21 protein-coding genes are annotated in these 26,760 nt (G+C 36.9%); 12 read left to right on the top strand and 9 right to left on the bottom strand.

The genetic code is table 11. From position 1 onward, the window contains the following. Positions 1-65: 65 nt before the first annotated feature. From hisIE to hisG, 8 genes are all read right to left on the bottom strand, one after another. The gene (hisIE, locus tag KO509_RS12985) at positions 66-686 is read right to left on the bottom strand and encodes a bifunctional phosphoribosyl-AMP cyclohydrolase/phosphoribosyl-ATP diphosphatase HisIE (RefSeq protein ID WP_215973692.1); all 621 of its coding nucleotides are present in this window, start codon (positions 684-686) and stop codon (positions 66-68) included. Next, the gene (gene hisF / locus KO509_RS12990) at positions 680-1,456 is read right to left on the bottom strand and encodes an imidazole glycerol phosphate synthase subunit HisF (protein WP_215973693.1); all 777 of its coding nucleotides are present in this window, start codon (positions 1,454-1,456) and stop codon (positions 680-682) included. Before hisF ends, hisIE begins: the two co-directional genes overlap by 7 nt. Continuing rightward, positions 1,438-2,175, bottom strand: coding sequence for a 1-(5-phosphoribosyl)-5-[(5-phosphoribosylamino)methylideneamino]imidazole-4-carboxamide isomerase (hisA, locus tag KO509_RS12995; protein ID WP_215973694.1), 738 nt, complete (start codon positions 2,173-2,175; stop codon positions 1,438-1,440). Before hisA ends, hisF begins: the two co-directional genes overlap by 19 nt. Then, entirely contained in the window at positions 2,172-2,846 is a 675-nt protein-coding gene (gene hisH / locus KO509_RS13000) for an imidazole glycerol phosphate synthase subunit HisH (protein WP_215973695.1), read from the bottom strand. Before hisH ends, hisA begins: the two co-directional genes overlap by 4 nt. Next, positions 2,846-3,931: a bifunctional histidinol-phosphatase/imidazoleglycerol-phosphate dehydratase HisB gene (hisB, locus tag KO509_RS13005; RefSeq protein ID WP_215973696.1), complete on the bottom strand. Its 1,086-nt coding sequence runs from the start codon at positions 3,929-3,931 to the stop codon at positions 2,846-2,848. Before hisB ends, hisH begins: the two co-directional genes overlap by 1 nt. Then, a complete protein-coding gene (hisC, locus tag KO509_RS13010; RefSeq protein WP_215973697.1) occupies positions 3,928-5,019 on the bottom strand; it encodes a histidinol-phosphate transaminase in 1,092 nt (363 codons plus the stop codon). Before hisC ends, hisB begins: the two co-directional genes overlap by 4 nt. 1 nt (position 5,020) lies before the next feature. Continuing rightward, positions 5,021-6,325: a histidinol dehydrogenase gene (hisD, locus tag KO509_RS13015; protein WP_215973698.1), complete on the bottom strand. Its 1,305-nt coding sequence runs from the start codon at positions 6,323-6,325 to the stop codon at positions 5,021-5,023. 149 nt (positions 6,326-6,474) lie between these two features. Further along, entirely contained in the window at positions 6,475-7,377 is a 903-nt protein-coding gene (gene hisG / locus KO509_RS13020; protein ID WP_215973699.1) for an ATP phosphoribosyltransferase, read from the bottom strand. Positions 7,378-7,941: 564 nt separating this feature from the next. On the opposite strand from hisG, the gene KO509_RS13025 reads away from it, so the two are divergent. The 10 genes from KO509_RS13025 to fadD all read left to right on the top strand — a co-directional run bounded on the left by KO509_RS13025 (position 7,942) and on the right by fadD (position 20,456). Further along, positions 7,942-8,547, top strand: a complete 606-nt coding sequence (locus tag KO509_RS13025) for an RNA polymerase sigma factor (protein WP_215973700.1) — start codon at positions 7,942-7,944, stop codon at positions 8,545-8,547. Further along, positions 8,544-9,737, top strand: coding sequence for a FecR domain-containing protein (locus tag KO509_RS13030; RefSeq protein WP_215973701.1), 1,194 nt, complete (start codon positions 8,544-8,546; stop codon positions 9,735-9,737). The genes KO509_RS13025 and KO509_RS13030 overlap by 4 nt, the downstream gene beginning before the upstream one ends. Further along, positions 9,738-12,941, top strand: a complete 3,204-nt coding sequence (locus KO509_RS13035; RefSeq protein ID WP_215973702.1) for a TonB-dependent receptor — start codon at positions 9,738-9,740, stop codon at positions 12,939-12,941. A gap of 239 nt (positions 12,942-13,180) precedes the next feature. Further along, positions 13,181-13,564, top strand: a complete 384-nt coding sequence (locus KO509_RS13040) for a hypothetical protein (protein WP_215973703.1) — start codon at positions 13,181-13,183, stop codon at positions 13,562-13,564. 264 nt (positions 13,565-13,828) lie between these two features. Next, on the top strand, positions 13,829-15,772 hold the full coding sequence (locus KO509_RS13045) for an ATP-dependent DNA helicase (protein ID WP_215973704.1): 1,944 nt from the start codon (positions 13,829-13,831) through the stop codon (positions 15,770-15,772). Positions 15,773-15,794: 22 nt separating this feature from the next. After that, a complete protein-coding gene (tsaB, locus tag KO509_RS13050) occupies positions 15,795-16,505 on the top strand; it encodes a tRNA (adenosine(37)-N6)-threonylcarbamoyltransferase complex dimerization subunit type 1 TsaB (RefSeq protein WP_215973705.1) in 711 nt (236 codons plus the stop codon). An 88-nt stretch (positions 16,506-16,593) separates the two neighbouring features. Beyond that, positions 16,594-16,962 carry a hypothetical protein gene (locus KO509_RS13055; RefSeq protein WP_215973706.1) on the top strand — a complete coding sequence of 123 codons (369 nt, stop codon included), beginning with the start codon at positions 16,594-16,596 and terminating at the stop codon, positions 16,960-16,962. Between the two features lie 83 nt (positions 16,963-17,045). Continuing rightward, positions 17,046-17,726, top strand: coding sequence for a M50 family metallopeptidase (locus tag KO509_RS13060; protein ID WP_215973707.1), 681 nt, complete (start codon positions 17,046-17,048; stop codon positions 17,724-17,726). 9 nt (positions 17,727-17,735) lie between these two features. Then, the gene (locus tag KO509_RS13065) at positions 17,736-18,632 is read left to right on the top strand and encodes an alpha/beta hydrolase (protein ID WP_215973708.1); all 897 of its coding nucleotides are present in this window, start codon (positions 17,736-17,738) and stop codon (positions 18,630-18,632) included. 168 nt (positions 18,633-18,800) lie between these two features. After that, positions 18,801-20,456, top strand: a complete 1,656-nt coding sequence (gene fadD, locus KO509_RS13070) for a long-chain-fatty-acid--CoA ligase FadD (RefSeq protein WP_215973709.1) — start codon at positions 18,801-18,803, stop codon at positions 20,454-20,456. A gap of 72 nt (positions 20,457-20,528) precedes the next feature. Here the strand turns inward: fadD and KO509_RS13075 are convergent, their stop codons facing one another. Then, the gene (locus tag KO509_RS13075) at positions 20,529-21,266 is read right to left on the bottom strand and encodes a YciK family oxidoreductase (protein WP_215973710.1); all 738 of its coding nucleotides are present in this window, start codon (positions 21,264-21,266) and stop codon (positions 20,529-20,531) included. 257 nt (positions 21,267-21,523) lie between these two features. Between KO509_RS13075 and KO509_RS13080 the strand changes: the two genes are divergently transcribed. Both KO509_RS13080 and KO509_RS13085 read left to right on the top strand, forming a co-directional pair. Continuing rightward, positions 21,524-23,974, top strand: a complete 2,451-nt coding sequence (locus tag KO509_RS13080; RefSeq protein ID WP_215973711.1) for a VolA/Pla-1 family phospholipase — start codon at positions 21,524-21,526, stop codon at positions 23,972-23,974. A gap of 225 nt (positions 23,975-24,199) precedes the next feature. Then, a complete protein-coding gene (locus KO509_RS13085; RefSeq protein WP_215973712.1) occupies positions 24,200-26,755 on the top strand; it encodes an acylase in 2,556 nt (851 codons plus the stop codon). Positions 26,756-26,760: the final 5 nt, after the last annotated feature.

Below are 26,760 nucleotides of genomic sequence, written 5' to 3' on the forward strand. Positions count from 1 at the left end.
GCACCTATATTTATATAATAGAGGTGCTTAATATTTTAGTTATTTTACTAAGTGGTAAGCTACTATTACTTATTATGACGTTGTTGTAATACCGCCATTACTTCACTTAAATTGATTTTTTGATCAGCAAGTAACACTAGTGTGTGATAAAACAAATCAGCACACTCACCTAATAAATCTTCTTTCGTTTCCGCGACGGCCGCAAGTGCAACCTCAACACCTTCTTCTCCTACTTTTTGTGCCATTTTTGTTGTGCCACGAGAAAATAAGTGTGCTGTGTAACTTTCTTTAGGATCATCACCTTTACGGCTGGCAATTACTTGTTCTAACTGACTCAAAAAGTTTTGTGTTGTTAATTTTTGTTCAGGAAAGCAAGATTCTGTACCTAAGTGGCAGCTTGGTCCAATAGGGGTGCAAGCAATTAATAAACTATCTTGATCACAATCGGTAAGTACTTGTTCAACATTTAGAAAATTACCCGATGTTTCACCTTTTACCCAAAGTGCTTGCTTTGAGCGACTAAAAAATGTCGCTTTACCGGTATCTAACGTAGCAGTTAACGATGCTTGGTTCATATAACCTTGCATTAATATTGCGCCTGTAGCTGCGTGTTGGATAATGGCTGGAATAAGACCATCCATTTTCTGCCATGCTAGATCTTTCACATTTTCTTGGTTAATTAACATGGTCTTACCTCAATGTTTTGTGATTTTAAATATACTTTTAATTCGTGTATTGGGATTACGCCTTTATGGAAAACCGACGCTGCTAGTGCGCCATCAACATCTGCTTGCTGATAGGCGTCAGCAAAGTGTTGCATTGTGCCTGCGCCACCTGATGCAATTAATGGTACGCTACAAGCAGCACGTGCTTGTTTTAGTTGCTCAATATCATAACCTTGGCGTACACCATCTTGGTTCATGCAATTAAGAACAATCTCACCAGCACCTAAACTCACGACTTTTTGTATCCATTCAAACGTTGTCCAGTTTGTTTTTTGAGTGCGGTTTTCATCACCAGTAAATTGATAAACTTGATATTGATTGGTCTCTTTGTCGTAAAAGCTATCAATACCAACCACGACGCACTGTTGACCAAAATGATCTGCAAGGCGTGAAATTAACGTTGGATCTCGTAGTGCGGGAGAGTTAATACTAATTTTATCAGCGCCCATCATTAGGATTTCTTTCGCATCATTTTCACTTTTAATACCGCCAGCAACGCAAAACGGAATATCAATGACTTGTGCAATGCGACTAACCCAGCTTTTATCCACTACGCGACCATCAGAGCTAGCGGTAATATCATAAAAAACCAGTTCATCAGCACCGGCTTCTGCATACTTTTGAGCCAAAGGGACAATGTCACCAATAATTTCATGGTTTCTAAATTGTACACCTTTAACGACTTTACCATCGCGAACATCTAGGCAGGGGATTATGCGTTTGGCCAACATGCGATAGCCTCCTCAAGTGTAAATTTACCTTCTAAAAGAGAACGGCCTAATATTACGCCGCTAACGCCAGTGCCTATGAGGGCTTTGATATCGTCTAAGCTACCAATACCGCCTGAAGCTTGCCATTGAATAGCCGGGTACTTGGCACATAACTCAATATAAAGATCAACATTAGAGCCTGAAAGCGTCCCGTCTTTTGAAATATCGGTACATAATATATGTTTTATACCGGCTTCAATATATTCATCAAGTAAGTCTTCTAAATTAACACCGCTGTCTTCAATCCAACCATGAGTAGGTAAGGTTTTATTCCCTTGTTCATCAATTTTTATGTCGAGTGCTAAAACAATCTTTTCACCGCCATAGTTTTTTACCCACTCAATTACTAACTCGGGTTGCTTTATTGCAAGAGAACCAATAACTACACGGGTTGCACCTAAATCAAGTAACTGTTTTACATCATCTTCACAGCGTATTCCACCACCAACCTGCGTTATCATAGTTTCATGATTTACTACGGTTTTCAGAGTTGATAATTGACGTTTAGTACTATCTTTTGCACCATCTAAATCAACAAAGTGCATGACGGTAGCCCCTGATGCAGCGTAAGCTTGTTGACGTTCTTGTACCGTGGTTTTGTAATTGGTTTTTTGGCTATAGTCGCCTTGATATAAGCGAACTACTTCGCCTCCGATTAAGTCTATCGCGGGAATCATCATGATGTACTTAACTCCGGTTCTATTTGAGTAGAGTTGAACTCTAAAAAGTTTTTAATAATTTTACTACCTAATTCACTAGATCGCTCAGGATGAAATTGACAACCAATAAAGTTATCTTTTGCAATAATGGCCGAAAACTCAGTACCATATTCACAACTTGCTAGCGTATATTCACTAACAGGCGCGGCAAAACTATGAACAAAATAAAAGTAATCTCCAATATTAATACCTTTTAATACAGGGTGTTCTGCTACTTTCGTTAATGTATTCCAGCCCATATGTGGTAAACGGTTACCTTTAGCATTAAGTGGAGTCACTTGGGTTGGGATTATACCTAAGCAATCCACAAGATCGTCTTTTTCACCTTCAGGGGAGGATTCTGTCATTAATTGCATACCTAAACAAAAACCCAGTACTGGTTGAGTGAGACTTTGCAAAGTGGCAACTAAGTTTTTTTCAATAATGTTAGCCATTGCATGTTTAGCACTACCAACACCTGGGAAAATTACTTTGTCTGCGGCTTTAATTTGCGCTATATCATCAGTGATCGTCGCGGTAAAACCAAGACGTTCAATAGCAAATTTCACCGATGATAAGTTAGCGCAACCAGTATCAACAATGACATTGTTTCTTTTATCAGAGTTCCCTTTGTTAGAGGTAAAGCTGGTCATTATAATGTTCCTTTTGAACTTGGTAATTCATCACCTTCAACTTTAATTGCTTGACCTAATGCACGACCGAACACTTTAAATAAGCTTTCAACTTGGTGATGACAATTTCCTTTAGTGGTTGATAAATGCAAAGTAATTAGCATGGAGTCAGCTAGTGAGCGGAAAAAATGCGAAACCATCTGCGTTGACATAGTGCCAACATTGTCTGCTGTAAATTTCGCGTCAAATTCAAGCCAAGGGCGACCAGATAAATCGATTGAACATTCAGCACGACATTCATCCATTGGTAAGACAAAACCAAAGCGAGCAATACCACGTTTATTACCTAATGCTTCTTTTAATGCCTGACCTAAGGCAAGTGCAGTATCTTCGACACTATGATGGTCATCTATGTGATAATCACCCTTTACACTACATTGCAAATTAAAACCACCATGGGTACAGATTTGATCTAGCATATGATCAAAGAAACCCAAACCGGTATCAATTTTGCTACCGCCTTTTTTATCTAAATTGACGCTAATAGTAATATCTGTTTCTTTGGTTGTTCTGGTAACTGTTGCCGTACGAGGTTGCTCTAGTGATGATAAGATTTTTTCACTTATTTGTGACCAAGTAAGGCTATCACGGTTATACTTTATGCCGACAATTCCCATATTAGCCGCTAAGCCCATATCGGTTTCTCGGTCACCAATAACATAAGAGTTAGTAAAGTCTACACGACCTTGCTGTAAGTAATCACTTACTAATCCAAGTTTTGGTTTACGGCAGTTACAGTTATCTTCTTCAAAATGGGGGCATAATAAAGTATCTTGAAACTCGACACCTTGTGACGAAAAAATTGCCATCATTTTATTATGAGGTAAATCAAAATCAGCTTGTGGGAAACTATCTGTACCTAAACCATCTTGGTTGGACACCATCACAAGTTTGAAACCTTTCGCTTGCAGTTTTAACAGTTCAGGGATTACGTTTGGTTCAAAAACTAATTTTTCTAGGGTATCTAGTTGTTTATCAATTATTGGCTCTTCAACTAAGGTGCCATCACGATCGATAAATAATATTTTCTCTTGTTTGTTACTCATGATAATACTTCTTTAAGTTGAGTTATTTCTTGTTCGCTACCAATACTGATACGTAAACAATTATCTAATTGTAGTTGTTTAGACTGATCGCGGATGAGAATATTTTTACTGACTAATAAGTCAAAAATTTGTGTTTTTTCTTGTTGCGTAGTACAACGAAATAAAACAAAGTTAGCATCACTTGCAAATACTTCACTACACCAAGATTGTTCGTTAAGCCAAATGGTAAGCTCTGCCTTAAGTGTATTGCAGTCCTGTACACGCTGAGTCATTTTTGTTAAATCAGTACTAAGCGCTAAACTGGCAATTTCAGCTACCGGTGCAGATACAGGGTAGGGAGCAATAACTTTACTAAGTAGGGTAATAATATCGTTACTTGCTAAAGTAAAACCACATCGAAGGCCAGCTAGAGCAAACGCTTTTGATAAGGTTCTTAGTACAATAACATTCTCGTATTGCGCAAGTAGCGTAGTACTTGTTTGTTCTGGAGAAAATTCGATATAGGCTTCATCTAGTACAACTATTGCAGTATCTTTAAATAATTCAATCGCTTGAACTATTTGTTCTTTGGGTAATAAATTGCCGGTCGGGTTTCCAGGAGAACATAAAAAGACAACTTTAACTTTACCTACTTGCGACTTCATACTTTCAAGATCAAGAATGTTGTTTTTTAGTGGTACTTTAACTATGCCTGCACCATGATTTTCAGCGCTAATTGCATACATGCCATAAGTAGGAGGGCAAATTAATATGCTGTCTTGATAAGCACGACAAAAACTGCGAATGATAAGCTCGATACCTTCATCTGCACCACGTGTAGCTAGTATTTGTGAACGCTCAAGGCCACAATAATTGCTATAAGCATTTAATAGGTTATCGGGCTGAAAGTCAGGGTAACGATTAATATTTTCACTTGTGACTTGATATTCGCCATTTCCTGGAGCTTCGTTGGCATTAAGCCATATTTTCTTGTTCGCGCTAGCATTTGTGTTATTCGATAAATCACCACTGGCAAAAAGCCGGCGAGCAGACTGATAAGGCACCATATCAACGAGCTCTGCCCGTGCTAACTTGTTCGCTATTGTCATGTTATTCACCTTCTTCTAAGCGAATAGTGACGGCTCTTTGGTGAGCGTCTAACCCTTCTGCATCGGTTAGTTCGATAATACACTCTGCAAGATTTTGTAAACCTGTTTTACTAATTTCTTGTACCGTGTAGCGGCGAGAAAAATCAGCTAATGATAAACTTGAAATAACTTTTGAATAACCATAGGTTGGTAGAACATGGTTGGTTCCACTGGCATAATCACCTGCAGATTCTGGCGTATAAGCACCCACAAAAATCGAGCCGGCATTACGTAAATTTGTTAATAAAGGTTGAGGATCTTCTGTTTGTACAATTAAATGTTCAGGACCATAAAGGTTTGATACTTCAACTGCCTGCGATAAATCTTTAGTTAAAATTAATCTTGATTGCTTTAAAGCTTGTAGCGCGATATCTTTTCTTGATAATAATTGTACTTGTTTATCAAGTTCATCTGAAACTTTACTGAGCAGTTGTTCACTATCGGTTAAAAATATAACTTGGCTATCGGCACCATGTTCAGCTTGAGATAGTAAATCAGCAGCAATAAAAGCAGGGTTAGCTTGCGCATCACCAATAACTAATACTTCAGAAGGGCCCGCGGGCATATCAATAGCAAAGCCAGCGACTTGTTGAGAGAGCTGTTTTTTCGCTTCGGTAACATAACGATTTCCAGGCCCGAATACTTTATTAACGGCTGGAATGCTTTCTGTGCCATAGGCTAAAGCAGCAATAGCTTGCGCACCACCTACAGTGTAAATTTCAGTGATTTCACAAAGTGAAGCGGCCACTAATATTTCATTCGCTAATTTGCCATTTTTATCTGGAGGACAAACTAACACTGTACGTTTGCAGCCTGCTAGTTGAGCAGGTACACCAAGCATTAAAACAGTTGATGGAAGCGGAGCACTGCCAGCGGGAATATACAAACCAACACTTTCAATTGATTCGGTTTTTAGTGTACAACGAACACCTGGGCAAGTTTCTACAAAAATATCTTTTGGCGTTTGCGCACTGTGAAAACTTTTTATTTGTTCGTATGCGGTGTTAATGGCTTTAAGGCGTTTGTCAGTTAATGCTAACTTAGCTTGTGCTACTTGCTCAGCTGTTACTGATAACGTTGATAAGGCAATGCCATCAAATTGCTCGGTTAAAGAAAATAGCGCCTTATCACCTTGGTTTTGTACTCTAGATAAGATGTTAGCAACTTGAGTCGATAAAAGCGCATTATCAGCAATAGCAGGACGAGCAAGCGCGTCTTTTCTTTGCTGAGGTGATATTGTTTGCCAGTCGATTATTTGGGTATTCATAATATTCTCTATGTCTATATATAGGTTATATAAATTATTTTAACGCGAAAATAGCTGGTACAAGAGGAAACGGAAAGTACTAGGTTGACGCTAGCCAAGTAAGTACTTTTATGTCGAGCTTGAACAAACCAATCAATAACTTAATGAATTTAGCCCATCATTTTTTCAATTGGCATAACAAGTATGGAGTTACAACCTAGCGCTTTTAGTTGTTCCATAGTTTCCCAGAAGAAAGTTTCAGTTGCCACAACATGTACGGCTACTATGTCATCACGTCCTGCTAAAGGTAAAATAGTTGGTGTTTCTTTACCTGGCATTAATGCACTTACTTCACTAATTTTATCTTTAGGTGCGTGTAACATAATGTATTTACTTTCTTTTGCTTTCATCACGCCTTGAATACGCGGAAGTAGTGTATCTAGGATAGCTTGTTTTTCATCACCTAAAGATTCTGAACGTTGAATTAATGAAGCTTTAGAGCGAAATACTTCAGCAACTTCTTTTAAACCATTTGCTTCAAGAGTGGCACCGGTTGACACTAAATCACATATACCGTCGGCTAAACCAACTCTTGGTGCTACTTCAACAGAGCCCTTTAATAAACAAAATTCAACATTAATGTCATTTTCTTTAGCAAAGCGTCTTAATAATTGCGGGTAAGTGGTTGCAAAACGTAAACCGTTTAAACATTGTAATCCTGTATATTCGAATTCTTCAGGCATGGCGATTGAAAAGCGACAGCCACCAAAGTTTAATGCTGTGGTTTTAATATAATTGTTTTTGCTACCAATAAGTGCACGTGATAATTCTTCTTCTTCAAGCGTATTATCACCAACAATACCTAAGTCACATACGCCATCCATTACTAGACCTGGAATATCACTACTACGTACGCGCATAATGTCGATAGGCATATTACTAACATGTGCCAATAAACGGCGGTCAGTAACATTAAGTTTTAATCCACAACGCTTTAATAGTGCTTGAGTATCGTCACTAAGTCGTCCTGATTTTTGCATTGCTATACGTAAACGTGGCTCTGATGATGTCATTTGTTCGATTCCTAATTATAAGTTTTTAATGCTAAAAATTTGTATATACAATTTTCAGGGGCATAAAATGCGAAAAACCCCCGAAAGATTTAAGGCTCTTCGGGGGTTCATAAATATAATACTTAAGTTTTAATCCGCGAAAAAGCCATTGCCCATCGCGGTCTTTTTTTATTTAAAATAAATAATAAAATACCTGAACGGGCAGTTCCATATGATGGTGATGTCGGTTGTTCAGGTTAGTCGTCATAATTTTTTAACTTAAGGTTAATGAGTGTCTGATTTAGCTGTGTAACTAGAATACTGATAAACGAATTCAGCTTCAAGGAATAAATGACTATTTTTTATTGTTATTTGTTCTATGGTGTATTCTCTTAATCTTATCGATACGAATAGCTGTAGTTTATTTTATCACGAGGTTTAATTTTTTTTAAATAGTTATAGTAGATTTTATTAAGTAATACGTCATATTACTGGGGATCATTTTATTGTATTTTTACATCTTACATATAGGAGGATCACCTCTTAACTAGTGTTCATCTGTATTATGATAAATTTGGAAGTATTTTGAATTCAAAAAATAATAGTAATAAAGGTCTGAATAAATCAGAGGAAGGCGTGCTGAGTGCTTTTAAACGTTATAAATCATCATTGAAATATTTTATTTCTAGCTATGTCGTTAACTCACAAGATGTTGATGATGTCTGCCAGGAGACATTCCTACGTACATATAAGTCTTCATTAAAAAATGAAGTCTTAAAGCCTAAATCATTTATGTTTCGTGTCGCTAAAAACTTAATCGTTTCGGATTTTAGAAAAGCATCTACACAATTAAATGAATACGTTGAAGATATTGATTTAGTTGATGTTAATTTGGATTTAGAAAGTTTGGAAAGTAATGTAATTGCACAAGAAAAATTGGGAGTAATGTGTGAAGCTATAGCAAGTTTACCGAATAAATGTCGACAAGCTGTCGTGATGAGGAAAGTTTATGGTCTTTCTACAAAAGACATTGCCAAACGTATGAATATTTCTACTATTACAGTAAGTAATTATATCACTAAAGGAATGTGTGCCTACAATGAGGCTGTAACGAAGTATAATAATGAACACAACGAAGATTCAACAATGGAAAGGTCTAAAGTTCCTGCTAAAACAGGGAGAAAATTATGAGTACTAATGTTAAAGGATTTACCAATAAAGTTATTATTAATCAAGAAGCGGCACAATGGGTTCTGTTACTCGAAGATACACCTGAACTCTCGAAAGCGCAAATAGAGGAGCTTAATGCTTGGATACGAACAAGTAGCGTACATCGTGAATGTTTAGAAAGTATGGTAAATAGCTGGGGGGAAATGGATTTATTGTCGTCGGTTATGTTACCTCAAGAAATACATAAACCTTCATTGTTTTTAATAATGTTGAGAGGCTTACTTTATCCTTTACTAGTCATATACGTTTTTCTATCAACTTGCATAAAAAAAAGAAATCAATTGTTTAGAGTTGCCTTTGTTAGCCCATTGTTGATTTGCTTATTTACTTGGTTTTTATTGACTCATAATGCATCAACAATGAAAGGTGAAGGCTTAATTTTTGATACAGGGGTTGGTGAAAACTTGAGCAGGGTTATGCCTGATGGTTCTATTATCTGGTTAAATAGTAGTACTAGAGTTCAGGTAAATTATACAGGTGAATATCGACGTATTAACTTACTTGAAGGTGAGGCACATTTTGAAGTAGCTAAAGATAAAACGAGGCCTTTTGAAGTATATGCTGATAACCGATTAGTTCGAGCTACAGGCACAGCATTTACTGTTCATAAAGTGATGGGTGCTATAGAAGTCTTAGTGAGTGAGGGAACAGTAGAGTTAGCGATAGTTGATAATACATTAGTTGTTATTCCGGATGATTATCAGGCATTGAAAATAGAAGGGAACTTTGAAAAGCCAAAAAGTAGCAATAACTCAACTACTCCTCTACTACAGACCGTGGCTCAACCTGTAAAAGTAAAAAAAATACTAGGTAACTTATCTGCGGGTCAGCGTATTAGTATTCCAACCCAGAGTAATATTGTTAGTGATATTGATGAATTGGATACGAGTGAAGTGAGTCGTTTTCTTTCGTGGAAAAAAGGCAAGTTAGTTTTTGCTGGCGAATCTTTGGAAGAAGTTATTAAAGAGATAACTCGGCATACACAGGTGCAAATTGATGTACTTGATCCTAAATTAAAGTCCATGCGAATTGGTGGACAATTTCAAATAGGTGAAACTGATACTTTATTTTATGTTTTAGAGTCTGGGTTTGGTATTAGTGTTAATAAACTGAATGATAAACATGTCCAATTACGAGTAAAAGAAAAATAAATGATCTTAGTGAATAGTAGATTTCTATTTTTGATGCGTCTTATTAAACGACAAGTTAGTAAGGTGTTAATAGTTATTAATTTATTAACTTTTGCCTTTTATACTATTTATGTAGAAGCAAAAGAAAATAATATAATAAATGATAAATATGAATTTAATATTCCAATTCAACCATTAAGCCAATCCCTTAATGATTTATCAGATGTCGCCAAGATATCATTTCTATTCCCTTATGACCTTGTTAAAAATAAAACGGGTAGTTTAGTTCAAGGTCAATATTCTGTTCAAGAAGCACTGAGTGTCTTGTTGCAAAATAGTGACCTTGAAGGTGAACTTTCAGATAAGAAAGCTTTTTTGATAAAGCCACTGTCCCCGAATATCAATTACAACAAAAGCTTTGGGAATGAACAAATGAATACTCAAAAAACAATGCTAGCGACTATATTTACTATGTTGTTTTCTGCAACATCAACAGCAGAAGAAGTCGAGAATAAAGCAATTGATAACAACATAAAAAAAGTTACAAAAGCGGCTGATATCGAGAGAATTGAAGTAAAAGGTGTAAGAGGAAGCTTAAATCGTTCACTTGGCGATAAACGGCTTAATACCGGTATTGTTGATACAATCAGTGCTGAAGATTTGGGTAAATTTCCAGATAATAATATTTCTGAATCACTGCAACGGATACCAGGTGTCACTATTGAACGTGAATTTGGTGTAGGCTCAACCATCAATTTACGTGGTTTAGGCCCAGAGTTTACCATGGTACAAATTAATGGGGTCTCTTCTACTTCATCTGGCTTTAGCGGACAACTGGATGCTGAAGGCGGTCGAGAATTTGATTTTAGTTTACTCGCCTCAGAATTATTTAATCAAGTTACAATACATAAAACAGCCTCAGCCAAACAAACAGAAGGCGGACTGGCTGGTGTTGTTAATCTGGAAACACCAAAACCGTTTACTTATGACGCCAATGATCCTAAATTTAGCACCTCCGTTCAGGGGAGTTATGGTAGTTTATCTGAAGAAACAACCCCTAGAGCATCGATGTTTTTTAGCAATAATTTTGATGATGTTTTTGGGATAGCTGCATCTGTTGCATATTCTGAGGTTGATACGGTAGTAAATGAGAGTGGTACATGGAAATATGCGACTTTAGATCCAAATATTACTTACCGCGCAACAGGGGGAGATGTGCATGAGGCGCCAAATTATGGCCATGCTTTTATCCCTGATGATCCTCGATATTTACGTAATGATATTAACCGTGAATCGTTAGGGACCACTTTAACACTTCAATATAATGCATCTGAAAACCTACAATTCACTTTTGATAACATTTATGTTTCCTCTGATACCTTGCGAGAATACAACCGCATAGATGTTACCTTAGAATGGGATATTGGGGGAGAGCCTGAAACCGCTGAACTTCAGAATATTGCGGGTAATGAGTATATTATCAATGCCGCTTTTCCTCGTGCAAGAAATCGAGTAGGAACACAGAATATTGATCGTGAAGAAACCTTTGCTTCTCATGTACTAAGCGCTGATTGGAATGTGAGTGACTCATTAACAATTAAACCCTTAATTGGTTATACCAAACGTACAGGTGATGAAGAAACCTATCTTTATTCTTTTTATAATCGAATAGCCACACAAATACAAAGAGCTGGCGCCGGTTATGAGTTTTACCCAGTGGGTAGTTCTGCTGAATATTATGCAGATCAAAACAATGCTGAAAACTTTTTATTCAATGTCGCCTTCAGTAAAGATCGTAAAAATGAAGATGAAGAATTAGTTGCAAAAGTTGATTTTGAACAAGTATTGGATTTAGAGAATTTAGTGAGCATTGATTATGGTTTTTCAGCGAGCGATAGAGAAAAAACTCGTGATTATGATTTTTGGCAGATGGGGGAGAGTGCAGTTCAACATATGAATCCAGAGCATTATGCAAATAATCAAAGTGCCTGGAATGACTTTTGGGGTGATGGTCCAGCGCAAGGGCAGGATGATCTACTTTCGGGTGCTGGTATGACGTTAGCCAGTGTTTTAGGTAGTAATCGAGATTACAGCGTTGATAGCATAAATGGCCCAAGTTCATTATTATATGTTGATCACGATTTAATGCAGGCAACCTATATGCAAGGAAAGCACGGTGATGACGTAGAAAATAATAGTTACCAAGCCGAAGCAAGTGCTACAGGAACTTATGGGATAACTGAGCAAACTTTGGCTGCTTACATTCAAGCTAATTTTGTCACTGATAATGCTAATTTTAATATTGGATTACGATATATTAGTACAGAAATAGAGTCTACTGGGTCACTGTTTCAAAATGGTATAATAGAGCCGGTTACTTATAAAAGTGACTATACTGAGTTTCTACCTAGCTTTAATTTAAGCTATGAATTAGGTGAAGATGTACTTCTTCGTACTGCTTATTCAAGAACAATGACTCGCCCGCCATTAGCAAGTTTGTCTCCATCAACAACGATTGATGCATCTCGCTTAGAAGGTAACAAAGGTAATGTAAACTTATTACCTTATACATCTAACAATATTGATTTTGGTGCAGAGTGGTATTTTGCTCCAGAATCACTTTTAGCCGCCGCATTTTTTTATAAAAAGATTGATTCGTTAGTTGAGAACTCTGTTTCTACTGAAGTGACAACTTATCGTCATCAAATATCAAATGAATTAATTACTGGTCCAATTGATTTTACTCAGCCACAAAATGGTACTGATGCATCAGTACAAGGTATAGAAGTCAGTTTTCAAAGTCCTTTTACTTTCATCTCAGAAAGTTTGAGTAATTTCGGTACTATAGTGAACTTTACTTATACCGACAGTGCCGCTTCATTTGCTGATGAAACTGATATTCGTAGTACAACCTTGCCTGGATTATCTAAAAATAGTTATAACGCCATTGTTTACTATGATAATTCAACTTTTGATGCAAGATTGTCTTATGCGTGGCGAAGTGAATATGTAGATTACTTTCCAGAAGCTAAATATCAAGATGCTTATGGTCAGTTAGATTTATCTGCAAACTACAACCTTTCTGAAAATTTTTCGATTCAGTTTGATGTATTAAACATAACGGAAGAAACGGTTACAAAAATGCAATCTAATAACCTTTTACTGCCTATTAGTTTAGAGCAATTAGAGCGTCGAGTAATGTTTGGTATACGTTACTCAATGTAATTAGCTTAATAATTGAGAGGGTAGTAATTACTCGTTTTTTACTATCCTCTCTATGTTATTCTAGATTACTCATATCCAATAACCATTATCATAAAACCTCTCTTTTAGTTATAATTAACGCGTCTTAGGGCCGATAATCGTTGTCTTAGCTAAAGTTTTTGTTTAACTTGACGATAAAGAGTTATCACGATTGTTATTATAATTCTATTGAAGAAACAACGGTACGATACGGGATGGTTATGGATATTTTTACCACAGCGTTAACACGTGTAGTGCAAGTTCCTATTAAACCGACAAATAATAAGGTTAAGGGGCCATCAAAAACTGCTGACACAAGTAAATTAACTGAAGATTTAGATCACATTGAAAATCATGATACATATTTTGATGAAAAACATGTTGACGACAATAGTGACAAAGAAAAAGATCCACAACAAGAGAGTGAATCTTCAGCTGAAAGAGCGCATGAAAGCAGTAACGATAGTCATGTTAAAAATACAAAGCTAGATGATGAAAAACAAAATAATAAGCATAAGTTAACTGAGAATAAAAAAGTAGAGAGTGATACTAGTATTATTACTGAGTCGGAAGATGGTAATAAACATTTAGATCTTTATATTTAAAAGTAATTTAGGTGAGCGTGTGCCAGTGATAACAATAAGTTTATCCGTTGTTAATTTTTTCCTCTTGGGATATAACATCATATGAAGATAAAAAGATTGTGGTCAATGCAATAGCTAAATACTATATAGCTGGTCTTGAATACATAAACATTATTATTTGTTTTTTATTTCTGTTTTGACAGTTGTTAAAGTTATTATCTTTAAGTTTTGCAATAATTCCGTATAATTCATGATTCTATTCATTTCTATTCATGCTATTTCATCATGACTCCAGTTGCCCAAGCATTTTCTTCTAATGGTGCATTAGCGAAGGCTATTGACGGTTTTTTACCTCGTCAAGCTCAAACTGACATGGCATTGGAAGTGGCTATAGCGATCAAAAAACAATCATCATTGATTGTTGAGGCCGGCACAGGTACAGGTAAAACCTTTGCTTATTTAATCCCTGCCTTTCTAAGTGTTAATTCTTCTTCAAGTGGTGATGAACTTAATACTAAAATTATTGTATCAACGGGCACGAAAAACCTGCAAGAGCAATTATTTCATAAAGATATTCCTCTGGTTAAAAAAGCGTTGGCGAGTAATGTTCAGGTTGCTTTATTAAAGGGGCGATCTAACTATTTATGCCGTTATCGTTTAGCGCAATATCAAGAAACACGAGGCCAATTAGATGCTAATACGTTAAATGATTTGGTTAAGGTAAAAGCATGGGCTAATGGCACACAAACAGGTGATATTGGTGAATTGATTAATGTCACCGAAGATTCGGCGGTATTTCCTTTTATTACTAGTACGTTAGATAATTGTTTAGCGAAAGACTGCCCTGATTATGAACAATGTTACTTAGTTCGAGCGAGACAAAGGGCTATTGATGCCGATTTAATCGTGGTTAATCATCATTTATTCTTTGCTGATATGGCACTTAAAGACACTGGTTTTGGTGAGTTAATCCCTAAAGCACAAGTGGTCATTTTTGATGAAGCTCATCAAATAGGTGATATCGCTAGTGATTACTTTGGCGAAGCATTTTCTACCCGTCAACTTGTTGATTTATGCACGGATGTATCACAAATTTATCGTAGTAAATTAACTGATATGAAGCAACTAGGATTAGCCGCAGATAAATTAGAAAAAACTTGTCAAGAATTTAGGTTGCTATTTAATTACGATCCTGAACGGGGAAATTGGCGAGAAAAATATCAGTTACAATCTTTTATACAAAAATTTGAGCGGTTAAAAGTTGATTTGGACTTCTTATATCAAGTAATAAAATTGTGTGTATCTCGCAATGAAGCTATTGATAACTGCTTTGACCGTGCCGTTAATTTGTTATCGCAATATGATGTTATGGCTAATGTTGATATTAATGGCATGAGCTTTTGGTACGAAACAACTCCGCGACATGTTGTACTTCATTTAACGCCGCTAAGTGTTGCGGATAAATTTAACGCTTATGTTAAAGATTCTGGAGCTGGTTGGATATTTACGTCGGCAACACTAGCTGTAGATAATAATTTTGAACACTTTGCTAATCATTTAGGTTTACAAGGTGCCAGTCAACTATTATTGGAAAGTCCGTTTAATTATCAGCAGCAATCGCAATTAATCGTTCCGCGCTACTTACCTGAAGCAAATGATAGAAACCGTGCTCAACATTTAGCAGAATTAGCTAAACCGCTCATTATCGCGAGTAAAGGTGCTTGTTTTATGTTGTTTACTAGCTATCGTGTTATGAACCAAGTTGCGGAAATCTTAGCTGTTGATATTGATAACCCTTTGCTAGTTCAAGGGCAAATGGCAAAAAGAATTTTATTAGAACAATTTGTAGAAAAAGATAACGCAGTATTACTTGCTACAGCCAGTTTTTGGGAAGGTATTGATGTAAGAGGTGATAAACTCACCTGTGTTATTATTGATAAGTTACCCTTTGCTTCACCTGATGATCCTTTACTACAAGCGCGTTGTGAAGATGTTAGACGTCAAGGAGGGGATGCCTTTGCACAGATACAGTTACCTCAAGCTGTTATTGCTTTAAAGCAGGGCGTTGGTCGACTTATTCGTGATGTTAGTGATCGTGGTATTATGGTGATCTGTGATAACCGTTTAGTTAATCGTCCTTATGGGCAAACTTTTTTGAAGAGTCTTCCTGAAATGAGACGAAGCAGAGATTTAACTAAAGCAATAGCCTTTCTTGAAGGTATTAATTAGAAATTTAAAAGGTAAGAGAATAGTGAATTATTTAGCCATTGATGCTTCAACGGAAGCTTGCTCAGTTGCTTTACAAGTAGAAGGTAAGCTTTATAGCTGTTATGAGTTATGTCCACAATCCCATAGTTTACAATTATTACCTATGGTCGATAAATTATTAAAAGAAGCAGGGATCACAATATCACAATGTGATGGCTTAGTTTTTGGGCGTGGTCCTGGTAGCTTTACTGGTGTACGAATTGGCGTTGGAGTTGCTCAAGGGTTGGCTTTCTCTGCTGACCTACCTGTTATTGGCGTGTCAAGTTTACAAGCCATGGCGCAATTAGCTTTTATAAAGCATCAACAAACTAAAGTGATTTCGACTATTGATGCACGCATGGGAGAAGTTTATAACGCTTACTTTGTACTTGATGAAAATAATATAATGCAAGAGCAAGTGCTTGCCGACAAACAATGTGAAGCGGTAAGTGCACCCGAGGCAGTGAATACGCGTTTAGCGGGTATAGTTACTGAACCTATTTATGGTGTTGGTACTGGTTGGGATGCTTATAAAGAAGAGTTAACCGCATTAAAAAGTAATCAAGGTACACCTGATGTCTTGTTTCCTAGTGCGGAAGCAATGCTTGTTATAGGTAAAGCTATACTCGAACAAGGTGAAGGCGTTAAGGCCGAAGATGCTCAACCTGTTTATGTTCGCGACACGGTTTCTTGGAAAAAATTACCAGGAAAGTAAATATTGATAAGCTTTTGATTATAAATACTTATCAATAAGTATGGTTGAATAAATTGCCTATGAATAAATATTTTGTTAGATTATATTTATGAATATACCTAATTCTGTAGGCTCTACCTCTGCGTATGGGAAACTATCTACTGCTAATATTAGTCATAAGCAGAATACATCGATTAATGAGTCGAGGGATTCTGCTGACCCGAGTAAAGTAGAGCAGGAAACATCATCAAATAAACAAGCGACACCTAATTTTGTTATTGATGAGCAGGCTATTGCCTTATTTAAAGAGAACCAAACCTTACAACCATCACTGACACAAAAAAATGATGATAAGCATTCTTTTGCTAATCAAGTCTCATCAAACAATGAAACGGCTGTAGCAAGTTATCAATCGGTAAATAATTTGGCTCAACGTGAATCGGTACAAAAAATTTTTGGCGTTGACTTATTTGCTTAACAATTTTATTTAATTTGCTTTATTTTAGTGGCAGGCAAATACGTTAGTATATCTTCTATTTTATTTTTATAAGTCGAGCACCGATGTCTTCTCGTTCATCTAATAACAAGCTTAGTTCATCAAGCTTGTGGACTAAATACCATTTTTTCATTCTTTTATTTGTTGCTATTGTTATCAAGCAATTACCCTTGGTTTCCATCCCATTTAACTGGTTAGAGAGTTACTTTCATGAAGTTAGTCATGGTATAGCTGCAATGCTAACAGGGGGGGAAGTTCTCCGCATACAATTATTTACTAATGGTGCAGGGTTATGTACTACGCAAGGGGGGATTAGTTTTGTTATTAGTTTTGCTGGCTATGCAGGCGCAACGCTTTGGGGGTGGGGAATTTATAAATTAGCTAGTGCCCATAAAAAAATAGCGCAAATTTTTTCTATTTCATTATTTTTATTATTGCTTAGCTCTATTGTTTTTTGGGGACGAGATTTATTAACTTGGTTTATTTTAGGCGTGCTAGCCTGTTTATTTTTACTTACTATTAAGTTACATAAAACTTATTATCTTCAGCGCTTAATGCAACTAATAGGGCTTTTAATTTTATTGAATAGCCTATCTAGTCCATCATACTTGCTTGATGGTCGACATTTAGGAGATGGTGCTGCCTTAGCGTCCATTACCTATATTCCTGAATTGATTTGGGTATTCATTTGGTTTTCAATCGCATTGCTTGCTTTATATTCCTTATATAAAACAGCAAAAAAATAAGGGGACTCTATGCTTGCAGTTAACGCTATTAAAGAAGTTAGCTATTCACTTGAAACTATGACTATACAAGGGTTAGCGTGTGGAGAGAAAGATAATGAAAATAATATCGTGCTTTGTTTGCATGGCTGGCTTGATAACGCTGCTAGTTTTTTGCCGCTCATGCCTTATCTTCAAAAAAAGCTACCAGATAAACATATAGTTGCTATAGATTGGGCTGGCCATGGCAACTCAAGCCATAAAAGCGCTGATGCTCACTATCACTTTATCGACTGGACTTATGACTTATTACAGCTATTTGAAACTAATTCTTGGCAACAAATCGATATTGTCGCCCACTCAATGGGGGGGATGATAGCCAGTGCATTTGCTGCCGCTTTTCCTGAAAAAGTTAAATCATTAACATTAATAGACTCTATTGGTTTCATCAGCTCAGCAGCTGATGAAACCACTAAACAGTTACGTAAAGGTATGCTAAGTAGACTAAGAGATAGCTCATTAAAGATAAGAAAGTCGGGTGTTAAGAAAAAATATCATGAGAGCATGGAATCAGCTGTTCATGCACGTGCTAATGTGTCTGATCTGAAATACGAACACGCCAAACTAATTGTTGAACGTGGTATAATTAAAGAAGCGCAAGGTTACCGTTGGAGAAGTGATGCACGTTTACGTAATACTTCTCCTTATCGATTAACACTTCAACAGGCGCAGCAACTTATTCGGGATATACAATGTCCAGTGAAATTGATTTATGGAAGTAATGGCTTAGATATGGTGAGTTCAGGTATGAAAGATTTTGGTGCTTTATTTACCAATTTTTCGAGCGAAAAGCTTATTGGTGGACATCATGTTCATATGGAGAATCCAGAGAAAACTGCTGAATTAATTAAGTGTTTTATAGTCAATTAGTCTTAATTTGTTAATAATTCAAACAAGTGTTTAAATTTAACTGGTAGTATCAGTTGAAATTTGATAAAACTGTTTGCTAATTAAAGCTTCACCATTGATGAAGTGATATATACAAACAATAAGCTACACTATTAAGTCGTTGCTAAAAAAATATATGAGGAAGATATTGTGGAAAGAATCTGGCTAGAAAAAAGTTACCCCCCTGGAGTCCCGTTTGAAATAAATCCAGATAAATATCCTTCATTAGTGGCAATGTTTAATAAGTATACTAGTCAGTATAGTAACAAGGCTGCTTTCATTAATATGGGAGTAGAAATAACGTATGCTGAATTAGCAGAGCAAGCAACTGCTTTTGCGGCTTATTTACAAAGAGATCTTGGGCTGGTTAAAGGTGATAAATTTGCCATTATGGTGCCTAACACTTTGCAGTACCCGATTGCTTTATTTGGTGCACTACTGGCCGGTTTAACAGTAGTTAATGTCAATCCTTTGTACACAGCACGTGAATTAGAGCATCAGCTTAAAGACTCTGATTCTAAAGCAATGTTAATTATTGAAAATTTTGCACAAACACTTGAACATATTATAGATAAAACGCCGGTTAAACATGTCATTATGACATCTTTAGGTGATCGCCTTGGTTTTGTAAAAGGTAAGGTTGTTAATGCGGTTGTAAAGTATGTTAAAAAAATGGTGCCTGCTTTTAACTTACCTCATGCGGTACCTTTTAATACTACTTTAGCTAAAGGGAGAAAATTAGACTTTACTCCTGTTGAGCTTTGCGGTGATGATTTGGCTTTTCTGCAATATACCGGTGGAACAACTGGCTTATCAAAAGGTGCTATGTTAACGCATCGCAATATGGTTGCTAATTTAGAGCAAGCTAAAGCCGCAATAAAGCCGCTGCTTGAAGAAGGAAAAGAATTAGTTGTAACTGCGTTGCCGCTATATCATATCTTCGCATTGACAGCGAATTGCTTAACTTTTATCACCTTAGGCGGCACGAATCTACTTATTACTAATCCACGAGATATGCCTGCGTTTATTAAAGAGTTAGGTAAATATCCGTTCTCTGCAATAACTGGCGTGAATACATTGTTTAATGGTTTATTAAATACACCAGGCTTTAAAGATATCGACTTTTCAACTCTTAAAATGTCTTTGGGTGGCGGTATGGCTGTTCAAAGGCCTGTGGCTGAACGTTGGGAAAAAGTGACAGGCTCTCGACTGTTAGAAGGTTATGGTTTAACAGAATGTGCGCCAATGGTGTCCCTAAGTCCTTATAACCAAGAACATTATAATGGCACCATAGGTTTGCCGGCACCATCAACTGATATTAAAATTATGTTAGATGATGGTAGTGAAGCTGCCTTAGGAGAAGCCGGCGAAATGTGGGTAAAAGGACCTCAGGTGATGAAGGGGTATTATAATCGTGATGAGGCAACAGCTGAAATTTTAAAAGATGGCTGGTTAGCAACAGGTGATATTGCTTATATGGATGAGCATGGTTATTTTAAAATAGTCGATCGTAAGAAAGATATGATTATTGTTTCTGGTTTTAATGTTTTCCCTAATGAAATTGAAGAAGTAGTAATGATGCATGAAGGAGTTGCTGAAGCTGCGGCTATCGGAATACCTAATGAAGCTAGCGGTGAAATGGTAAAAATATTTGTTGTGGCTAAGCAAAAAGGTTTAGATGAAGCAACAATAATTAAGCACTGTCGTGAAAATTTAACCAATTACAAGGTACCTAAACTAGTAGAATTTAGGGATGAATTACCTAAAACTAATGTGGGTAAAATATTAAGAAGAGAGTTAAGGTAATTTGTAACTGATTAGTTTAAGGAAAGTATTCATCAGAATACTTTCCTAGACAATAGTTGTGATTTAATTAGTTTATTGTGCTTTTATGGTTTTTCCATTCACCGCAATACTGTCATCTGACATCAAATAAACATAAAGCGGCATAATATCCTTTGCTGTTGCTAATTTGTCTTTATCTTCTGCGGGGTAAGCGCTAGTGCGCATTCCCGTATTTGTCGCTCCAGGGTTAATTGCATTGGTGCGTAAAGTTGAATTCTCATACTCATCGGCAATTACTTGCATCATCCCTTCGGTAGCAAATTTAGATATGCTGTATGCACCCCAGTATGCGCGACCTTGGTTGCCAACGCCTGAAGAAGTAAATATTAACGAGGCGGTGGGTGCTAGCTTTAACGTTGGAATTAATGCTTGTGCTAATAGGTATTGAGCATTGACATTGACTTTCATCACATCGTTAAATATCTGCTCATGTATTTGAGTAAAAGGTGTTAACTCTCCCAATATAGAAGCATTCAGTAATGCGCCGTCTAATCGACCGAATTGATTGGCAATTGTCGCTGCCATATCAATATAGTTTTGCTTAGTTGCTCCTTTTAAATCTAACGGAATAATTGCTGGTTCAGCTAAGCCCAATGCGATTATTTCATCATAAACTGCTTCAAGTTTACTTACTGTTTTTCCAAGTAAAATAACTGTAGCACCGAGTTTCGCGTAAGTTATTGCTGCCTCTTTACCTATACCTGCACCTGCACCGGTGATGAGTATTATTTTATTTTCTAAACTTTTATCTATAATAGTATATTCAAACATTTCTTATCCGAGTTTAGGTATTAATGACTTTTAATTTGTATAATAGGCATTTTACTTAGGTTTATTTCTAATAACGAGAAATAAATCAATTAAAATAGAAAAACAACTGGCACATTGTCAGCGCTTGCGTTAAGTTTATTAACTGGTCTAATTAGTTAATTTGACGTTTACTTTGTAATCTGAGGTAAACGACTATAACAAATAGCATATACTTATTAAAAAATAATAGAAATAAAATAAGCATTGGGGAGATAAAAATGAAAAAATTAGTTCTTAGTTTAGCTATAATCAGCGCACTTGGTTTAAGTGGCTGTGATAGTGAAACCGTTGAAGATGTAAAACAAGATGCGGTTGAAAATGGTGCACCTATTGTGGCACCGGCAAGAATTGTCTTTGACCCTGCAGGAGGCGTTTTATCAGTACCTAATGATTTACTATTTCAAGGTAGTCAAGATGGCTCATTAAATCTACCTGTGAGTGATCCTACTGATTCTTCAGATCCATTTTTTGCTTTAAGCACTTTAGATGGTTGGTCGACAACGAACCCATTTGTACTTGCTATTGATTTTCCTGAAGGTACATCACTTGATAGCAACTCTGCTTTTAGCGCTGCATCTGTAAAAATATATGAAACCTTAATGGGAGGTGATACTGGGTGTGAAGAAGTTCCTCGTGGTGCTGCTTGTACCGTTGTTGGTGAATTAACTTTTGGTATTGATTTTATTACTCAGGCATCAGGCAATAGTGTTGCTGTTATCCCGTTAAAGCCTTTTAAAGCTAAAACAGGCTATGTGTTAGCATTAACAAACAATCTACAAGATAATAATGGTAAGGCTATTTCAGGCTCTACAACCTATGAATCAGTTCGTCAAAATATTACCACTCACCCACTAGCTACTGATGCACAAAAAGGTTTACAGGCCGTTATTAATAGCTACGAAGCTGCAGTTGTTGCGGCAGGTGCTGATAAAGATTCACTTATCTATACCATGGCATTTACTACGCAGTCGACAGTTGATGTACTTTCTACAACTAAAGCGTTAATGGCTAATAATGTTCCAGCTATGGTCGCGAATGCGATGCAAGGAGTACCTACTATCGGCGTACAAGATACTGGTATGACAGTTGCTGATATATTAGTAGGAAAAATACCTGACACTCTAGTGCCTTTATATTCAGCTGCTAATTTTATGCAAGGTAATATTACACTACCTTATTATTTAGGTATTCCTTCAGCTGAAAACCCAATGGCACCTATTAATGATTGGTGGAAGTCTTTATGTGACTCTGGCGCTATGTTAGCTGGTCTTGCAGTAAGTAACCCTGAAGTAATTCCTGCTGATGCGACGAGTGTATCAGATGGAACTTGTATGGCTATTTCTCAAGCTCAAGGGTTGGCAGCGCCAGGGCTTCGTGATTTAGGTATTGATACAGAACGTAACCTAACTAAATATAGTCCAGTACCTAAAGCTAATACAGAGATGTCGCTTGTTGTACAAATGACAACGCCAGATGTAAATGTTGCTAATGCGGTTCGAGAAGGCTTAGGTTTACCAGCTAATTTAGCTGAGCCTGAAAATGGTTGGCCAGTGGTTATTCTGCAACATGGTATAACTTCTAAAAAAGAAGATATGCTAGCAGTTACTGGTCTTCTTTCAGTTTATGGTTTTTCAACTGTAGCTATCGATCATCCATTACATGGTAGTCGAGGATTTGATATAACTGGACCTGCAGGAACACCTGATGGTGTAGACGATATCAATGCTTCAACGGTATCTGCTACACATTATATGAACTTAGCTAGTTTATTGACTACCCGCGATAACTTACGCCAATCAACCTCTGACTTAATGGGCTTACGATTAGGTTTGAATTTTTTGGGTGGGACTCATACAGAAGGTAATTCAATTAATATTGATAGCTCTAATGTACATTTCCTAGGTCATTCTTTAGGTGCAATTACGGGGATGAATTTTATCGCATTAGCGAATACTTCTCTTGATCCACAAGTTGATCCATTATTTGCTGTTCAAACAAATAGCCTTGCAATGCCAGGTATCATGGTAGCTAACTTCTTAATGGAGTCAGGCGCTTTTGGGGACGTAATTAAATCAAACTTAGCTTATTCAGCATCAGAAGCGTTCCAAGGTTATGTTGCACAGGCTCACCTGAGTGAAACAGCACCTTCAGAGACTGAGTTAGTTGGTTATTACAGAGCCTTTTATGCCTTACTTACGTCTGAGCAACAAGCCGAATTAAATGGTACTTTTACGCAATTTGCTTTTGCTGCACAGACAGTGGTTGATGCTGGTGATCCAGCTAACTATGCCGCTATGATGGTTGCTACCGATACGCCAACACACTTAATTGAAGTTGTTGGTAATGGTAGTGACAATTTAAGCGACCAAGTTATTCCTAATACTGTATCAACAGCTCCTTTCGCTGGTACCGAAGGTGCTATTGCTTTATTAGGCTTACCAGGTGTTTCGGAAACAACTCAGGATGCAGACTCATCAATATCTGGTGCTGTACGTTACTTATTTGGTCATCATGGTTCGATCTTAGATCCTACACCAGGATCAAGAGGTGAGGCCCCTGATGCAGCTATGACTAGTGCAGCCACCACAGAGATGCAAAGCCAAGTGGCTAATTTCTTTAGTAGTAACGGACATCTTATTTCAGTGCAAAATGATGCTGTTGTTAAATAACTGCTAATACATATCAGAATGGGACATTAAATTGTCAAAAGCCTTTAGTTTTACAACTAAAGGCTTTTTTTTACTTAAAAAGAGCATGTATAAAATTGGATAGTCATATGCTAAATAGTAATTAAAGTATTAAGTTTGATAGTTATTTAACCTTAATCCTCTGATGATTTTGTTTTTATTAATGTTAGTCTTAGTGTGACAATAATAAATAATCGGGGATATAAAATGATTAATAAAAACGGATGTTTCTTAAGTTTGGCTATACTCTTTGGCTTAAGCGCCTGTGGCAGTGATAATGATAAAAACACTGAGTTGCCAGCACCGGTAGAGCCACCTGTAGTGTCTCCAAGTTTGGTGGCTTTTGATGAAGATGGAACACTAAGCGCTAATATACGGCGCACTAGCTATGGCGTACCTCATATCACAGGTGATAATTTACAAAGTGTTGCTTTCGGTTCGGGTTACGCTTATGCACAAGATAATGCTTGTATTTTGGCAGATCAAATACTGAAAGTACGTAGTGAACGTGCTAAATATTTTGGTCCTGATAAAGTTTTAGGCTCAGGTGATTCTGGTAATATTATTTCTGACTTTGGCCATCATGCATTAGGTGTAATGAACTCAGCAAAAGAATTATACCCAAGCTTGTCAGAAAATACCCGTGCAACAATTGAGGGGTATGTGGCCGGTTACAATAAATATATAGAAGAAACGGGGAATGAGAATTTAGCGCCTTTTTGTGCAGGAGCATCTTGGGTGACAGCTATTACACCGATAGACTTAACCGCTTATTTATTTGCAACTTCTCAATATGCGAGTGGCGCTAACTCAACGTTTATGCAACTTGCCTTTTTAGCGAATCCAAATAGTGCAACTGAATATCTACCTTATGTTGGTGCTAGAACAAAAGGTGCATCTGAACAATCGTCAATTGGCTATGCAAATGAAATCATTGCTAATGTTGCATCGGTATCCTCTACATTTGGTAATACAAATATAGATTTGGGAGATTTAGGATCGAATGGTTGGGGAATAGGCAAAGATAAAACAGAAAATGGCAAAGGTATACTTCTGGCTAATCCACATTTTCCACACACAGGTCACTTACGATTCTATCAATCACATATTACTATTCCTGGCGTTATGGATGTTATGGGCGGCGCTCTGCAAGGCTTTCCTATTCAAAATATTGGCTTTAACCAAAATTTAGGGTGGACACATACTGTTTCTAAGTCACGTCGGTTTGTTGTTTATCAATTAAGCTTAGAAGGTGACGATAAGCAACAATATAATATGGATGGCGAAAGTCGTGATATAGAAAAGAAAACTTACTTTGTTGAAGTAGCCGCTGGCGGTGGGCAGTCGGTCATTTTATCTAAAGATTACTATTACTCACATCATGGTTTAATTATTGAGACGCCGCCAAATAATGGTATGGAGTGGACAGAGAGTAATGCTTTTACGTTACGAGATGCTGCTAAAGAAAATACTGATATGATTGATCATTGGTTAGCCATGAATTTAGCGACTAACCTTGACGAGTTTCAACAGGCGTTTAAAGATTTTGATGGTATTCCTTGGGTGAATACTATGTATGCAGATGATCAGGGAAATGCTTTTTATATAGATAAATCCCGTGTATTAAATTTAAATGATACCGCCCTTGATTTAATGCGAACAGACCCTGTATTAGTAGGAACACGTCAATCGGTTGGTTTTGATATTCTTCCCGGCAATACTGCATTGTTTGAACCTAATGGATTGAATAGTTATGAGCAAGCACCACAACTGTTAAATACCGACTATGTCCAAAACTCCAATGATCCTTATTGGTTTACCAATCCAACAACGCCGTTATCGGGCGCTTCAATTTTATATGGCGATGATTTTAGTCCCCTATCATTAAGGACTCGTATGGGGTTGAAAATGTTAGCAGACAGCTCTGGTGAGGATAATAAGTTTTCCGCTCAAGAAGTTGAGGAAGCGCTATTAAATAATCGTGCTTATTTAGCAGAAGCAGTGGTTGATGATTTAGTCGCACAATGTCAGGCACAAGGTAATACATTAGTGGTCTTAGATAACGGTATTACTGTTGATGTTTCTGCTGGTTGTTCAGTTTTGGCTAATTGGGATAAACGCTTTAATAAAGAGAGTAGTGGTGCACACTTATTTAGAGAATTTTCTTTTAAATTTAATAGTACAAGTCAATTTTCAGTTCCGTTTGATCCTGATTTAGCAAGCACAACACCTAATACCTTAGTTAATGACGGCTCAGCGTTAAAGTCACTGGCTGCAGCAATTAAAAACGTCGAAGCCTCAGGTTTAACATTAGGTGCAATGATAGGTGATATACAGTTTACCGAGAAAACGATGGCAAGTGGTAATGCGAGTGGAACTAAATTTTCATGGGCAGGCAGTATGCATCAGGAAGGTGGGTTTAATGTGTTTTCTTCAGCTCAATCTGATGATACCTTAATGCCAATACATCAATATCCAGCGGTTGTTGATATAGAAACAGCACAGCCGCTCCCTTCAGGGTTAACAACAGAAGGGTATCATATAAATTATGGTTCAAGCTGGATGTTTGTTGTTAATTTTACAGATAATGGGCCAAGTGCTCGTGGGTTACTTAGCTATTCTCAGTCATCAAATACTGACTCTGTACATGTCGATGATCAGAATAGGTTATATTCAGAAACCACAGCTTTAAGACCATTACTGTTTAGCGAAGAAGATATTAGTGCGAATATTATTAGTGAAATAAATATTAGTTCTAATTAGGTATG

The organism is Colwellia sp. C2M11 (assembly GCF_018860915.1).
Taxonomy (GTDB): Bacteria; Pseudomonadota; Gammaproteobacteria; order Enterobacterales; family Alteromonadaceae; genus Colwellia.